Annotated in this window: 15 protein-coding genes; 8 read left to right on the plus strand and 7 right to left on the minus strand. The window is 70.9% G+C overall.

The window, feature by feature from the left end:
- Positions 1-24 precede the first annotated feature (24 nt).
- Positions 25-726, plus strand: coding sequence for a hypothetical protein (locus tag IFT73_RS06520; protein ID WP_192166862.1), 702 nt, complete (start codon positions 25-27; stop codon positions 724-726).
- Between the two features lies 1 nt (position 727).
- On the opposite strand, the gene IFT73_RS06525 is transcribed toward IFT73_RS06520, so the two are convergent.
- Positions 728-1,093, minus strand: coding sequence for a DUF1330 domain-containing protein (locus tag IFT73_RS06525; RefSeq protein WP_192166863.1), 366 nt, complete (start codon positions 1,091-1,093; stop codon positions 728-730).
- 46 nt (positions 1,094-1,139) lie between these two features.
- On the opposite strand from IFT73_RS06525, the gene IFT73_RS06530 reads away from it, so the two are divergent.
- Entirely contained in the window at positions 1,140-1,928 is a 789-nt protein-coding gene (locus tag IFT73_RS06530; RefSeq protein WP_192166864.1) for an inositol monophosphatase, read from the plus strand.
- Between the two features lie 22 nt (positions 1,929-1,950).
- Here IFT73_RS06530 and IFT73_RS06535 read toward each other — a convergent pair whose 3' ends face one another.
- Positions 1,951-2,880: a heme o synthase gene (locus tag IFT73_RS06535; RefSeq protein ID WP_157432658.1), complete on the minus strand. Its 930-nt coding sequence runs from the start codon at positions 2,878-2,880 to the stop codon at positions 1,951-1,953.
- A 102-nt stretch (positions 2,881-2,982) separates the two neighbouring features.
- Between IFT73_RS06535 and tkt the strand changes: the two genes are divergently transcribed.
- The 6 genes from tkt to pgl are packed head-to-tail and all read left to right on the plus strand — an operon-like array spanning position 2,983 to position 11,119.
- Positions 2,983-5,157, plus strand: a complete 2,175-nt coding sequence (tkt, locus tag IFT73_RS06540; protein WP_192166865.1) for a transketolase — start codon at positions 2,983-2,985, stop codon at positions 5,155-5,157.
- Between the two features lie 43 nt (positions 5,158-5,200).
- Positions 5,201-6,289 carry a transaldolase gene (gene tal, locus IFT73_RS06545; protein WP_192166866.1) on the plus strand — a complete coding sequence of 363 codons (1,089 nt, stop codon included), beginning with the start codon at positions 5,201-5,203 and terminating at the stop codon, positions 6,287-6,289.
- Positions 6,290-6,293: 4 nt separating this feature from the next.
- Entirely contained in the window at positions 6,294-7,994 is a 1,701-nt protein-coding gene (locus IFT73_RS06550) for a glucose-6-phosphate isomerase (RefSeq protein WP_371811177.1), read from the plus strand.
- Positions 7,984-9,510 carry a glucose-6-phosphate dehydrogenase gene (gene zwf, locus IFT73_RS06555; RefSeq protein WP_056610525.1) on the plus strand — a complete coding sequence of 509 codons (1,527 nt, stop codon included), beginning with the start codon at positions 7,984-7,986 and terminating at the stop codon, positions 9,508-9,510. The genes IFT73_RS06550 and zwf overlap by 11 nt, the downstream gene beginning before the upstream one ends.
- A 2-nt stretch (positions 9,511-9,512) precedes the next feature.
- The gene (locus IFT73_RS06560) at positions 9,513-10,418 is read left to right on the plus strand and encodes a glucose-6-phosphate dehydrogenase assembly protein OpcA (RefSeq protein ID WP_192166867.1); all 906 of its coding nucleotides are present in this window, start codon (positions 9,513-9,515) and stop codon (positions 10,416-10,418) included.
- Entirely contained in the window at positions 10,415-11,119 is a 705-nt protein-coding gene (pgl, locus tag IFT73_RS06565) for a 6-phosphogluconolactonase (protein ID WP_192166868.1), read from the plus strand. The genes IFT73_RS06560 and pgl overlap by 4 nt, the downstream gene beginning before the upstream one ends.
- A gap of 81 nt (positions 11,120-11,200) precedes the next feature.
- Here the strand turns inward: pgl and IFT73_RS06570 are convergent, their stop codons facing one another.
- The 5 genes from IFT73_RS06570 to gap are packed head-to-tail and all read right to left on the minus strand — an operon-like array spanning position 11,201 to position 14,827.
- Complete coding sequence (locus IFT73_RS06570) at positions 11,201-11,554, minus strand: RNA polymerase-binding protein RbpA (RefSeq protein WP_082556189.1); 354 nt, start codon at positions 11,552-11,554, stop codon at positions 11,201-11,203.
- Positions 11,554-11,790, minus strand: a complete 237-nt coding sequence (secG, locus tag IFT73_RS06575) for a preprotein translocase subunit SecG (RefSeq protein ID WP_056609001.1) — start codon at positions 11,788-11,790, stop codon at positions 11,554-11,556. The genes IFT73_RS06570 and secG overlap by 1 nt, the downstream gene beginning before the upstream one ends.
- A gap of 16 nt (positions 11,791-11,806) precedes the next feature.
- Entirely contained in the window at positions 11,807-12,610 is an 804-nt protein-coding gene (gene tpiA, locus IFT73_RS06580; protein WP_192166869.1) for a triose-phosphate isomerase, read from the minus strand.
- Positions 12,607-13,818 carry a phosphoglycerate kinase gene (gene pgk / locus IFT73_RS06585; protein WP_192166870.1) on the minus strand — a complete coding sequence of 404 codons (1,212 nt, stop codon included), beginning with the start codon at positions 13,816-13,818 and terminating at the stop codon, positions 12,607-12,609. Before pgk ends, tpiA begins: the two co-directional genes overlap by 4 nt.
- A gap of 4 nt (positions 13,819-13,822) precedes the next feature.
- Positions 13,823-14,827, minus strand: a complete 1,005-nt coding sequence (gene gap, locus IFT73_RS06590) for a type I glyceraldehyde-3-phosphate dehydrogenase (protein WP_192166871.1) — start codon at positions 14,825-14,827, stop codon at positions 13,823-13,825.
- Positions 14,828-15,195 lie beyond the last annotated feature (368 nt).

Genomic DNA, 15,195 nt, shown 5'->3' on the forward strand with positions numbered 1-15,195 from the left:
CCCGGGTCACCCTACGGTGACGGGATGTCCTCGACCTCGGTCACCGAGTCCCCCGCGTCGTCCGACCACGGCACCGACCTGGTCCCCCTCGTGCTGGTGCACGTCGGGCTGCTGGTCGCCGGCGGGGTCTCGCTGTCGCTCGACCGCCCCGCCCAAGGGTGGGGCGTGCTCGCGACGGTCGTGGCCTACGTCGCGGCGCTGCAGGTCGCTGCCCGACGCTCGGGCCGTCCCGATTTCGCCGCGCTCGCGGCGTTCCTGGTGCCCGTGTCGATCTTCCAGGTGCTGCCCGACTGGGTGCTGTCGGGGCTCGTCGGCACGCTGCGGTTCCCCGACACCGGCGGTGTGCGGGTCGACGACGTCATCCCGCTCGCGATGGCCGGCATGTGGGTCGCGCCGCTGTTTGTGGCCGTCGCGCTGGCCGGAGGACGGCCCGCTCTCGCCGCGGTGCTGTCGGCGGTCGTCTTCCTCGGCGCCGAGATCGCGGCCCCGACGCTCGGTCTGTGGGAGCCGACCGGCGACACGACGCGCTGGGGCGGGGTCGCGATCTACGTCGTCCCCGCCGAGGCCGCACTGGGCTGGGCGACGGCGGTCGCGTTCCGCGCGACGCGGACGTCGTCCGTGCCCACCCGCGTCGGCGCGGCCCTGGCGGTGTCGACGTTCTACCTGGGCGCGCTGGTGCTGGCGTTCTTCCTGATCGACGTCGCGGGCTGGCGTCTGACCGCCTGACTCAGGCGGGCCACGGGGTCGTCGCCTGGAGCACGGCGTCCGACAGCGCGGACGTGCGCAGCGACGTGATGGCCTGGTACTCGGGATCGGCCACCATCGCGCTGAAGGCGCGGCGATCCGGGTACTCCACCAGCAGCACGGCGTCCCACTCGAAACCGTCGGGCGCGACCAGCGCGGTCGAGGTGTCGCCGAGGTGGACGACCCTCGCGCCCACGCGGGCGAGGAAGGGCTCGATCTCGCGCGCGTACTGCTCGTACGAGGGACGGCCGCCGTCGACGAAGCGCAGCAGGTTGAGCATCACGACCGGACCGCCGGGGTCCTCCGCGAGGTAGCGCTTCAGGTCGGCGCCGGTGGGATCGACGGGCATGGTGGCTCCTGAGGGGTCGGGTGGGGCTGATCCTAGACTGACGCGCATGCCTGACGCCTGGGACATCGACCCGACCCTGTCCGACGCCGACCTGGCCGTCCGGCTCGTGACGGCGGCGGGCTCGCTCGCCGCCCGCATGCGGGCCGAGGGCCTGCGCACCGACCACAAGACGTCGGTCTCCGACGTCGTCACGGCCGCCGACCGCGCGGCCGAGGAACTCGTGACGCAGACGCTGCGACGCGCCCGGCCCGACGACGGGATCCTCGGCGAGGAGGGAGCCGCGCACGACGGCACGAGCGGACGTCGCTGGGTCATCGACCCCGTCGACGGCACCTACAACTTCGTGTCGGGGCTCGCCTACTGGTGCAGCGCCCTGGCCCTGCAGGACGACGACGGTGCCGCGCTCGGCGCCGTCCACCAGCCCAGCAGCGGCGAGACGTGGGTCGGCGGGCGTGACCGACCGACGACGCTCGACGGGGTCGCCCTGCCGCGGCTGGCCGACCGCCCGCTCGCCGAGTGCAGCCTCGCGACCTACATCCACCCCACGACACTGGGCGACCCCGACGTGCTGCAGTCGTGGCAGGCCATCGTTTCCGGGGTCGCGACGCCCCGCGTGCTCGGCTCGGGATCGATGGACCTGTCGAACGTCGCGACCGGGCGCGTGGGCGTGTGGGCCCAGCACTCGACCGAGCCGTGGGACTGGCTGCCCGGCCAGGCGCTGGTCGAGGCGGCCGGCGGACGCACCGCGGTCGTCCACCACCGGGGCCACCGATGGCACCTCGCCGGCAACGCCCGTGCCCTGGACGAGCTGCTGGAGCGCCTGCGGGAGTCGTGATCCGCCGCCGTGGCGGCGGCGGTCAGCGCAGGAAGGGGTCGACCGCGGCGGCCACGAACAGCAGGGCCAGGTAGGCGTTGCTGTAGTGGAACAGGCGCATGGGCTTGAGCACCGCGAGCTCCTCGGTGTCCTGCGCGCGCGACTTCAGGTCGTACGCCTCGCTCAGGAACACGATGCCCAGCACGATCGCGACGGCCGGGTAGAACCAGCCCGTCGGCGTCAGGGGCCACAGCAGCAGCGACGTGCCGACCATGACCCACGTGTAGGCGACGATCTGGCGCGCGACCTCGGCCGAGCCCACGACCGACGGGAGCATCGGGACGCTCGCCGCGGCGTAGTCCTCGCGGTAGCGCATCGCGAGCGACCAGAAGTGCGGCGGCGTCCAGAAGAACACGACGAGGAACAGGATGAACGGCGCGATCGCGAGCTCGCCGGTGACGGCGGTCCAGCCGATCATCGCCGGGAAGCAGCCGGCCGCCCCGCCCCACACGATGTTCTGCGTCGTGCGGCGCTTCAGGATCATCGTGTAGCCGATGACGTAGAAGACGTTGGCGACCAGGGCCAGGCCCGCCGAGAGCCAGTTGACCCAGACGCCCAGCACGGCGGTCGAGACGACCCCGAGGACCAGGCCGAAGACCAGGGCGTTGCGCGTCGGGATCTGGTGGCGGGCCAGCGGACGGCGCGAGGTGCGACGCATCAGCTGGTCGATGTCGGCGTCGACGACGCAGTTGAGCGCGTTGGCGCTGCCGGCCGACAGGGCGCCGCCCACGAACGTCGCGATGACGAGCCAGAACGGCGGCACGCCCTGCTGCGCGAGGAACATGACCGGGACCGTCGTCAGGAGCAGCAGCTCGATGATGCGGGGCTTGGTCAGGGCGACGTACGACTTGACGACATCGGTGAACGACGGGGAAGTGGGTACGTCGCTCTGGCTGGCGGTGTTCACATCCATGGCGGTCACGTGCATCAGTCTAAGCGACGCGAGTAGGCTCGGCGTGACGGCCTTCGACGCCAGTCATCCCCCACGCTCGTACGACGATCAGGAGCCACCGCTGTGACGTCCGGAACCCCCTCCCTGGAGTGGACAGACCTCGACAAGAAGGCCGTGGACACCGTTCGTCTGCTGGCCGCCGACGCCGTGCAGAAGGTCGGCAACGGCCACCCCGGCACCGCGATCAGCCTGGCCCCCGTGGCCTACCTGCACTACCAGAAGCTGATGCGCCACGACCCCACCGATCCGCACTGGGCCGGCCGTGACCGCTTCGTGCTGTCGTGCGGGCACTCGAGCCTGACGCAGTACATCCAGCTGTACCTCGCGGGCTACCCCATGACGCTCGACGACCTCAAGAGCCTGCGCACGTGGGGCAGCCAGACGCCCGGTCACCCCGAGTACCGCCACACCCCCGGTGTCGAGGTGACGACCGGTCCCCTGGGTCAGGGCGTGGCCAACGCCGTCGGTCTCGCGATGGCCGCCCGCCGCGAGCGGGGCCTGCTCGACGCGTCGGCCGCGGCCGGCGAGAGCCCCTTCGACCACCACGTCTACGTCATCGCGTCCGACGGCGACCTGCAGGAGGGCGTCTCGGCCGAGGCCTCCTCGCTCGCCGGCACGCAGCAGCTCGGCAACCTGACGCTGCTGTGGGACGACAACCGCATCTCGATCGAGGACGACACCAACATCGCCTTCACCGAGGACGTCGCGGCGCGCTACGCGGCCTACGGCTGGCACGTCCAGACCGTCGACTGGACCAACGGCGGCACCGAGTACGTCGAGGACGTCCAGGCCCTGTGGGACGCCTACCAGGCCGCCGAGGCCGTCACCGACCGTCCCAGCTTCATCCAGCTGCGCACGATCATCGCGTGGCCCACCCCGAACGCCCAGGGAACCGGCGGATCGCACGGATCGGCGCTCGGCGACGACGAGATCAAGGCGACCAAGGAGCTGCTCGGCTTCGACCCCGAGAAGACGTTCGTGGTCGACGACGACGTCATCGAGCACACGCACGCCGTCCGCGACCGCGCCGCCACCGCGCGCGCGTCGTGGGAGAAGACGTTCGAGGCGTGGACGTCGGCCAACCCCGAGGGCGCGGCCCTGCTCGAGCGCCTCAAGAACCGCGAGCTCCCCGAGGGCTGGGACGCCGACCTGCCGGTCTACGAGGCCGACGCCAAGGGCGTCGCGACCCGTGTCGCCTCGGGCGAGTTCCTGTCCGCGGCCGTCGCGGGCCTGCCCGAGCTGTGGGGCGGCTCCGCCGACCTCGCGGGCTCCAACAACACGACGCCCAAGGGCGAGCCGTCGTTCCTTCCGCCCGAGCGGTCGTCCGCCAAGTTCCAGGGCGACTGGTACGGGCGGGTGCTGCACTTCGGCATCCGTGAGCACGCCATGGGCGCGATCATGAACGGCATCGTCCAGCACGGCCTCACGCGGCCCTACGGCGGCACGTTCCTCGTGTTCAGCGACTACATGCGCCCGTCGGTCCGCCTGGCGGCCCTGCAGGAGCTGCCGGTCACGTACGTCTGGACGCACGACTCGATCGGCCTCGGCGAGGACGGTCCGACCCACCAGCCGATCGAGCACCTCGCGGCCCTGCGGGCCATCCCGGGCCTGGACGTCGTCCGCCCGGCCGACGCCAACGAGACCATCGAAGCCTGGCGCGCGATCCTCAACACCACCGACCGTCCCGCGGCGCTGGCGCTCAGCCGGCAGAACCTGCCGACGTTCCCGCGCGGCACCGACGGCTACGCCGAGGCGTCGCTGACGGCCAAGGGCGCGTACACGCTCCTCGACGCCGACGGCACGCCCGACGTCATCTTGTTCGGCACCGGCTCGGAGGTGCAGATCGCGGTCAAGGCCCGTGAGCTGCTGGCCGCCGAGGGCATCGCCGCCCGGGTCGTCTCGATGCCGAGCCGTGAGTGGTTCGAGCAGCAGGACGCGGCGTACCGCGACGAGGTCATCCCCCCGTCGCTGCGGGCCCGTGTGTCGGTCGAGGCCGGCATCTCGCTCGGCTGGCGCGACGTGGTCGGCGACGCCGGCCGCACCGTCAGCATCGAGCACTACGGCGCCTCGGCCGACTACCAGACGCTGTACGACAAGTTCGGCATCACCGCCGAGGCCGTCGTGGCAGCCGCCAAGGACTCGATCGCCGCCGCCTCCGGCGAGCCCACCGCACCGTTCCACGCCCGGCCGTCAGGACCTGTCGGCCCGGGTGACAACGCGGACGCCGCGTCGCACTGACGCCCCGTCCGTCCCGCATGACCTCTCATACCAAGGAGCACTCATGAACGATCGCCTCAAGGCCCTGGCTGACGCCGGGGTGTCCATCTGGCTCGACGACCTGTCCCGCGAGCGCATCGAGTCCGGCAACCTCGCCGAGCTCGTCGCCGACAAGGGCGTCGTCGGCGTCACGACCAACCCCTCGATCTTCGCCTCCGCGCTGTCGAAGGGCGAGAAGTACGAGCCGCAGGTCAAGGAGCTCAAGACGTCCGGCGCCGACGTCGACACGACGGTCTTCGAGCTGACGACCACCGACGTCCAGAACGGCTGCGACATCCTGCTGCCCGTGTTCGAGAAGTCCGGTGGCGCCGACGGCCGTGTGTCGATCGAGGTCGACCCCGGCAAGGCCCGCGACACCGAGGGCACGATCGAGCTCGCGCACCGCCTGTGGGAGCGCGTCAGCCGGCCCAACCTGCTGATCAAGATCCCCGCCACCCTCGAGGGCCTGCCGGCCATCACGGCCGTCATCGCCGAGGGCATCAGCGTCAACGTGACGCTGATCTTCTCGCTCGAGCGCTACCGCGGCGTCATGGACGCCTACATCGAGGGCCTGGAGCAGGCCGACGCCGCCGGCCGCGACCTGTCCGAGATCCACTCGGTCGCGTCGTTCTTCGTCAGCCGCGTCGACACCGAGGTCGACAAGCGTCTCGGCGAGGGCCACGCGCTGCGGGGCACCGCCGCGCTCGCGAACGCCCGCCTGGCGTACGAGGCCTACGAGGACGTCTTCGGCTCCGACCGCTTCACGGCGCTCGAGGCCAAGGGCGCCAACGCGCAGCGTCCGCTGTGGGCGTCGACCGGCGTCAAGGACCCGAACCTGCCCGACACGCTCTACGTGACCGAGCTCGTCGCACCCAACACCGTCAACACGATGCCCGAGAAGACCCTCGAGGCCGTCGCCGACCACGGCGAGATCCTCGGCGACCGGGTGCACGGCACCTACGAGGAGTCGCGCGACGCCATCGCGGCGCTCGAGCGCGAGGGCATCTCGTACGACGAGGTCGTCAAGCAGCTCGAGGACGAGGGGCTCGAGAAGTTCGACGCCTCGTGGAGCGAGCTGCTCGAGACGGTCTCCGCCGAGCTCGACAAGGCCTGATCCCGTGGCCGGACAGCACAGCGTCGAGGTGGCGCTCAAGGTCCCGTCCATCGACGAGCTCGACGCGGCGCTGCAGAGCGCCGTCGACGACCGCGTCGCGTCCCGGATCGGCGCGCAGGACCCCACCCTGTGGGGCCCCGACGCCGAGTCCGAGGCGGCTGTCCGGCTCAGCTGGACCAGCCTCGCCGAGACGTCCCGCCCCCTCGTCGCCGAGATCGAGGCACTGCGCGACGAGCTCGCCACGAAGGGGCTCGACCACGTCGTGCTCTGCGGCATGGGCGGCTCGTCGCTGGCTCCCGAGGTCATCTGCCACACCGCCGACGTCGACCTGACGGTCCTCGACTCGTCACAGCCCGACATGGTGCGCTCCGCCCTGGCCGACCGGCTCGACCGCACGGTCGTGGTCGTGTCGAGCAAGTCCGGTGGCACCGTCGAGACCGACAGCCAGCGGCGTGCCTACGAGCACGCGTTCACCGAGGCCGGCATCGACCCGCGCGAGCGCATCGTCGTGGTGACCGATCCCGGGTCGCCGCTCGACCAGCAGGCCACCGAGGCGGGCTACCGCGTGTTCCGGGCCGACCCCCACGTCGGCGGACGCTACTCGGCCCTGACGGCGTTCGGACTGGTGCCGAGCGGCCTGGCCGGCGCCGACGTCGGTGAGCTGCTCGAGACCGCCCGCGAGGCCGCTCCCGTCCTGTTCGCCGACGACGTCGACAACCCGGCGCTGCGCCTCGGCGTCCTGCTGGGCGTCGCCAACGACCACGGCGTCGACAAGCTCGTGCTCGCCGATCGCTCCGGCAACGGCATCGGCGACTGGATCGAGCAGCTCGTGGCCGAGTCGACCGGCAAGCAGGGGCGCGGCATCCTGCCCGTCGTCGTGCCCGACGAGGACGCCCCCAACTTCGTCCCGTCCACGACCGACTCGGTCCTCGCGGTCATCGGCCAGCAGCAGGTGGGTGGCCTCGAGCGCGCCGCCGAGCTCGCCGGCAGCGTCGTGCACGCGACGCTGTCCGCAGCGTTCGGCGACAACCCGCAGGTCGACGACAGCCCCGTGCCGACGGCGCTGTCCGGCTACTCCAGCGTCGTCGACGGACCCCTCGGCGCGCAGATGCTGATGTGGGAGATCGCCGTCGCGGTCGCCGGCCGCGCGATCGGCATCGACCCGTTCGACCAGCCCGACGTCGAGAGCGCCAAGAAGGCGGCCCGCGAGCTGCTCGACGGCGCCGGCTCCGTGCCGACGCCCGACTTCACCGAGGACGGCATCGACGTCTACGGCTCGGGGTCGACCCTGGCCGAGGCGCTCGACCAGCTGCTCGACCAGATCGACGTCGAGCACGGCTACCTCGCGGTGCAGGTCTACCTCGACCGGCTCGCTCACGCCGGGTTCGCCGACGTCCGCGAGGAGCTGGCCGAGAACCTGGCCCGTCCCGTCACGTTCGGGTGGGGGCCCCGGTTCCTCCACTCGACGGGCCAGTACCACAAGGGCGGGACGCCGAACGGCGTGTTCCTGCAGATCACCGGCACCCCGCTCGACGACCTGGCGATCGACGGCCGCGACTTCACGTTCGGCTCGTTCATCGACTCCCAGGCCGCCGGCGACGCCGCGGTGCTGCGCGACCACGGTCGCCCGGTCCTGCGACTGCACCTGACCGACGTCGAGGCGGGGCTGGCCCGCGTCCGTGAGCTGGTCGCGCATGACAGCTGACGTCGTCAACCCGCTGAGGGACCCCCGCGACCGGCGGCTCCCCCGCATCGCGGGACCCTGCAGCCTCATCATGTTCGGCGTCACGGGCGACCTGGCCAAGAAGAAGCTGATCCCCGCGGTCTACGACCTCGCCAACCGCGGGCTGCTGCCGCCGGGCTTCGCGCTCGTCGGCTTCGCCCGGCAGGACTTCGGCACCGAGTCGTTCTCCAAGGTCATCAAGCAGGCCGCCAAGGACGGCGCCCGCACCCCGTGGAGCGAGACGGTCTGGAAGCAGCTCGCGGCCGGCATCCGCTTCGTGCCGGGCGAGTTCGACGACGACGAGGCGTGGGAGCGCCTGGCCGACACGATGGCCGAGCTCGACGAGCAGCAGGGCACGGGCGGCAACCACGCGTTCTACCTGTCGATCCCCCCGGGCCTGTTCCCCGTCGTCGTCTCGCAGATCAAGAAGCACGGTCTCGCGGAGTCGTCGAAGGGCTGGCGACGCGTCGTCATCGAGAAGCCCTTCGGTCACGACCTCGCGTCGGCCGAGGAGCTCAACCGCATCGTCGCCGACGTGTTCACGAGCGAGTCGGTGTTCCGCATCGACCACTACCTCGGCAAGGAGACGGTGCAGAACATCCTGGCGTTCCGCTTCGCCAACGGCATGTTCGAGCCGATCTGGAACAGCCACTACGTCGACCACGTGCAGATCACGATGGCCGAGGACATCGGCATCGGGTCGCGGGCCGGCTACTACGACGGCATCGGCGCCGCCCGCGACGTGATCCAGAACCACCTGCTGCAGCTCATGGCGCTCATCGCGATGGAGGAGCCCGTCTCGTTCAACGCGTCGTCGCTGCGCCTGGAGAAGCAGAAGATCCTCGCCAACGCGCGTCCCGCCGCCGACATGGACCTGCACACCGCCCAGGCCCAGTACCTGGCCGGCTGGGCCGGCGGCGAGAAGGTGCGCGGCTACCTCGAGGAGGACGGCGTCCCCGACGGCTCACGGGCCGAGACCTACGCCGCGATCCGGGTCGACGTGTCGACGCGTCGCTGGGCCGGGGTGCCGTTCTACCTGCGCACAGGCAAGCGGCTCGGTCGCCGCGTCACCGAGGTCGCCGTGATCTTCAAGCGGGCACCGCACCAGCCGTTCAGCAAGAACGACGTCGAGGAGCTCGGCCAGAACGCGCTCGTCATGCGCATCCAGCCCGACGAGGGCGTCACGCTGCGGTTCGGCGCGAAGGTGCCCGGCACGACGATGGAGATCCGCGACGTCAACATGGACTTCGCCTACGGCGGTGCCTTCGTCGAGAGCAGCCCTGAGGCGTACGAGCGCCTGATCCTCGACGTCCTGCTCGGCGATCCGCCGTTGTTCCCGCAGCACGAGGAGGTCGAGCTGGCCTGGAAGATCCTCGACCCCGTCATCGAGCACTGGAGCCGCAGCCCCACGATCGACACCTACCCGTCCGGCACGTGGGGCCCCGCGTCCGCCGACGAGATGATGGCCCGCGACGGCCGCACCTGGAGGCGTCCGTAGCCATGGAGATCGCACTCGAGAAGACCAACTCCTCGCGCATCGCGCGCGCCCTAGTGAAGGCCCGTTCCGCCGCGGGAAGCCCCGCGATGGACATGGTGCTGACGCTGCTGGTCGTCACCGACGACGAGAACGTCAGCGAGGCCCTGCGCACCGCGACGGCACTGTCGCGCGAGCACCCCTCGCGCGTCATCGGCGTGATCCTCGGCGACGGACGCGGCGCCGCCCAGCTCAATGCCAAGGTGAGGGTGGGTGAGAGCTCGTCCGGCGAGTCGATCCTGCTGCGCATCTCGGGCGAGCTGACCCGGCACGCCGAGTCGGTCGTCCTGCCGCTGCTGCTGCCCGACTCCCCCGTCGTCGTCTGGTGGCCCGGCAAGCCGCCGACCGATCCGTCCAAGGACGCGATCGGTCAGCTGGCGCGACGTCGCCTCACCGACGCCGAGGCGACGTCGTCGCCCGTGCGCTCGCTCAAGGCCGTCGCCCGCTCCTACTCCCCCGGCGACACCGACCTGTCGTGGACGCGGCTGACGCCGTGGCGGGCCCTGCTCGCCGCCGCGCTCGACCAGTCACCCGGCACCGTCACCGGCGGGACTGTCGTCGCCGGGTCGGGAAATCCCGCTGCGACGCTTCTGGTCGCGTGGCTCGAGAGCCGCCTCGGCATCGACATCGTGACCCGGCGCAGCGAGACCGCCCAGATCGCGTCGGTCGTGCTGAACACCTCGGCCGGCGACGTCGTGATCGAGCGCATCGACTCGGGCTCGTGCCACTTCAGCGTGCCGGGCTCGTCGCCGCGCGAGGTGCCCTTGGGCGCACGGACGCTGGCCGAGCTGCTCGCCGAGGACCTGCGCCGGCTCGACGCCGACGACATCTACCAGGACACCATCGCCCACATGCTGGAGAGGGACTCATGAGCACCACCGAGATCTTCCCCGACGCCGACGCCCTGGCCGACGCGATCGCCCGTCGGGTCGTCGACCGGCTCGCCGAGGTGCACCGCAGTGGACGCACGCCGTCGATCGTCCTGACGGGTGGCACGATCGCGGTGAAGGCGTACGAGCGCATCGAGGCCGGCGGCGTCGACTGGGCCTCGGTCGACGTCTACTGGGGCGACGAGCGCTTCGTGCCCGCCGGCCACGCCGATCGCAACGACCAGCAGGCGCGCGACGCGTTCCTCACGCGCGTGGGGGTGCCCGCCGAGCGGCTGCACACCATGCCGGCGTCCGACGAGGGCTTCCCCAGCATCGGGGCGGCCGCCGACGCGCACGCGTCCGTCCTGCCCGACGAGCCGTTCGACCTGGTGCTGCACGGTGTCGGGCCCGACGGCCACATCGCCTCGCTGTTCCCCGGGTTCGCCCAGCTGCACGAGACCGAGCGTCGCGTCGTCGGCGTCGAGAACTCGCCCAAGCCGCCGCCCGAGCGTCTCTCGCTGACGCTGGCGACGCTGAACCACGCCGCCAGCGTCTGGCTGCTGGTGTCGGGCGACGGCAAGGCCGAGGCCGTGGCGCGCGCCCTGGGCGACGGCACGCTGGACGACTCCCCCGCGTCCGCCGCCCGCGGCACGGCCGAGACCGTCTGGCTGCTCGACGCCGCCGCAGCGTCCCAGCTGCCCTAGAGCCGGCCGTGGGATCCGCACGAAACGTGTCCGGCCACGGCACGATGGCCGTGGGCGGACGCGGTGGGTCGCAGGGGCGGGCTAGAAGATGATCTCGCCGGACTTGCGCTTGGCGCGCAGGCCCTCGACGGCTTCCTTGAGGATCTCGTCGGCCTCGGTCTCGGAGCGACGCTCCTTGACGTAGGCGAGGTGCGTCTTGTACGGCTCGATCTTCTTGGCCGTCGGACGGTTGTCGGAGTCGACGCTCGCCGGCATGCCGCACCGGGGGCAGTCCCACGACTCCGGCACCTCGGCCTCGATCGCGAACTGCAGCTCGGTCGTGTGGTTGTTGATGCAGAAGAACGTCACGAACTGGCGCGGAGCCGCCTCGCCACGCTCGGCCTCACCCATGGGACCGGAGCCGATGCGGCTGCCCCGGATAGCACCTGCTGCCACTAGTTACTCACCTTCAGGAGCAGGCCGAGTGCCACGATGCACACGACCCAGACGACTGCGATACCGACCGTGATGCGGTCGAGGTTGCGCTCGGCGACGGAGGAGCCGCCGAGGGAGCTGGACACGCCGCCACCGAACATGTCAGAGAGGCCGCCACCGCGTCCCTTGTGCATCAGGACCAGCACGATCATCAGCACACTGCTGATCGCGAGGATGACCGAGAAAATCAGAATCACAACATGCCTTCGTTCGTCAGGCGCCGGACAGGTCCGGCATGGCGTAGAAGCGGGCGATCCCGGCGAACTCCTCCGGCTGGAGGCTTGCTCCGCCGACCAGGGCTCCGTCGACGTCCGACTTCGCCATGATGGCGGCGATGTTCGCCGCTTTCACCGACCCGCCGTAAAGGATACGCAATGCAGCGGCCGTCTCCGACGACCAGGTCTCCTCGACCCGTCCGCGGATCGCGGCGCACACCTCCTGCGCGTCCTCGGGCGTCGCGACCTCGCCGGTGCCGATGGCCCATACGGGCTCGTAGGCGATGACGACGTCGGCGAGCTGGTCGGCGGTCAGACCGGTCAGCGAGCCGTCGAGCTGCTCGAGGGTGTGGGCGACGTGGTCGCCGGCCTGGCGGACCTCGAGGCCCTCGCCGACGCACACGATCGGGCTGATGCCCGCCGCGAGCGCCTTGGTGGCCTTGGCGTTGACGACGGCGTCGCTCTCGGCGTGGTGCTCGCGCCGCTCGGAGTGACCGACGACGACGTACGAGCACCCCAGCTTGGCCAGCATGGCCGCCGAGATCTCGCCCGTGTAGGCGCCGCCGTCGTGCTCGGACACGTCCTGCGCGCCGTAGCCGATCGCCAGGTGATCACCGTCGACGAGCGTCTGCACGCTGCGGATGTCGGTGAACGGCGGGATGACCACGACCTCGGCCTTCTCGAAGTCGTGCTTCTTGTCCTGCAGGGTCCAGGCGAGCTTCTGGACCAGGACGACGGCTTCCTGGTGGTTGAGGTTGGACTTCCAGTTGCCGGCCATCAGGGGCGTGCGTGCGGAGCTCATGCGTCTGCGTTCCTGTCGGTGGATTCTTCGAGGATGTCCAGGCCCGGGAGCGTCTTGCCCTCGAGGTACTCCAGGCTCGCGCCGCCACCGGTCGAGATGTGGCCAAACTGCTCGTCGTCGAAGCCCAGCTGGCGGACGGCCGCGGCGGAGTCGCCGCCGCCGACGACCGACAGGCCGTCGACCTCGGTGAGGGCCTGCGCGACCGAGCGGGTGCCCTCGGCGAACGACGCCATCTCGAACACGCCCATCGGGCCGTTCCAGAAGACCGTCTTCGAGCCGCGGATCACGTCGGCGAACGCCGCCGCCGAGTCGGGGCCGATGTCGAGCCCGAGCTGGTCGGACGGGATCGCGTCGGCCGCGACGGTCGTCGCATCGGCGTCGGCGAAGGCCGGTGCCACCACGATGTCGGTCGGCAGCACCAGCCGGACGCCCTGCGCCTCGGCCTGCTCGATGTAGCCGCGGGCGACGTCGAGCTGATCGTCCTCGAGCAGGGACTTGCCGACCTCGTGGCCCTGGGCCTTGAGGAACGTGAAGACCATGCCGCCGCCGATCAGCAGGTTGTCGGCCTTCGACAGCAGGTTGTCGATGACGCCCAGCTTGTCGGAGACCTTCGACCCGCCGAGCACGACGGTGTACGGACGCTCGGGGCTCTCGGTCAGGCGCTCGAGCACCGTGACCTCGGCCTCGACGAGCCCGCCGACGGCTGCCGGCAGACGCGTCGCGACGTCGTAGACGCTGGCCTGCTTGCGGTGGACGACGCCGAAGCCGTCCGAGACGAACACGTCGGCCAGGGCCGCGAGCTCGTCGGCGAACGCACCGCGCACGGCGTCGTCCTTGCTGGTCTCGCCCTCGTTGAACCGGACGTTCTCGAGCACCGCGACCTGGCCGTCCTGGAGCGCGGCGCTGATGCGGTGCGCCTGCGCGCCGACCGTGTCGCCCGCGAACAGCACGGGCGAGCCGAGCAGCTCACCCAGCCGCTCGGCGACCGGCTCGAGCGAGTAGTCGGGGTTGGGGACGCCGTCGGGACGGCCGAGGTGCGCCGTCACGAGCACGCGGGCGCCCGCGTCGGCGAGCCGCTTGATGGTCGGCACGCTGGCGCGCACGCGTCCGTCGTCCGCGATCTTCTTGCCGTCGAGCGGCACGTTGAGATCGCTGCGGACGAGGACGCGCTTGCCGCGCAGGTCGCCGAGGTCCGAGACCGTGAGCACGCGCTTAGAGCGTCGAGCCGACGTGGACGACGAGGTCGGCGAGGCGGTTGCTGTAGCCCCACTCGTTGTCGTACCAGCCGACGACCTTGACCTGGTCGCCGATGACCTTGGTGAGGCCCGAGTCGAAGATGCACGACGACGGGTCGGTCACGATGTCGGCCGAGACGATCTCGTCCTCGGTGTAGACCAGGAAGCCCTTCATGGCGCCCTCCGCGGCCGCCTTGACGATCGCGTTGACCTCCTCGACCGTGGTCTCGCGCGAGGCGGTGAACGTCAGGTCGGTCGCCGAGCCGGTGGGCACGGGCACGCGCAGCGCGTAGCCATCGAGCTTGCCCTTGAGCTCGGGCAGCACGAGGCTGACGGCCTTGGCGGCGCCGGTCGACGTCGGGATGATGCTGAGGTTGGCGGCCCGCGCGCGACGCAGGTCGCTGTGGGGGGCGTCCTGCAGGTTCTGGTCCTGCGTGTACGCGTGGATCGTCGTCATCAGGCCCTTCTCGATGCCGAGGCCGTCGTTGAGCGCCTTGGCCATCGGTGCGAGGCAGTTCGTCGTGCACGACGCGTTGGAGATCACGGTGTGCGCGGCCGGGTCGTAGAGCTCGTGGTTGACACCCATCACGACCGTGATGTCCTCGTTCTTGGCGGGCGCGGAGATGATGACCTTCTTGGCGCCGCCGTCGACGTGGGCCTTGGCCTTGGTCGCGTCGGTGAAGAAGCCGGTCGACTCGATGACGATGTCGACGCCGACGCTGGCCCAGTCGAGCTTGGCGGGGTCGCGCTCGGCGAAGGCCGCGATCTTCTGCTCGCCGACGAAGATGTTGGCGTCGTCGTACGTGACGTCGGCGTCGAGACGGCCGAGGATCGAGTCGTACTTGAGCAGGTGGGCGAGCGTCTTGTTGTCCGTCAGGTCGTTGACGGCGACGATCTCGATGTCAGCGCCGGCGGCACGCGCCGCGCGGAAGAAGTTGCGGCCGATGCGGCCAAATCCATTGATGCCTACGCGTACGGTCACGGGAAACTGATCTCCTGCTGGATCGGGTGGGTAACGTCCCCACCCTACCGAGGTGACACCCCTACCGGCGAGTCACCTGCGTGTCGCGCACCCCGGGGAGGCCGCCTGCGGCCGACCGTGAGCCAAGCGAGGGGAACCCACCCAGCCTGATCGCTGACGAACGAGATGCTCGTTCCCCAGGGAGGCCGCCTGCGGCCGACCGTGAGCGAAGCGAGGGGAACCCACCCAAACCCGATCCCTGACGTCCGCCTCGGTCGCTGGCGCTCCCTCACGGTCGCTGGCGCTCCCTGGCGAACGAACCCCTCGTTCCCCAGGGAGGCCGCCTGCGGCCGACCGTGAGCGAAGCGAGGGGAACCCACCCAAACCCG

The organism is Aeromicrobium sp. CFBP 8757, from assembly GCF_014841755.1.
GTDB lineage: Bacteria > Actinomycetota > Actinomycetes > Propionibacteriales > Nocardioidaceae > Aeromicrobium.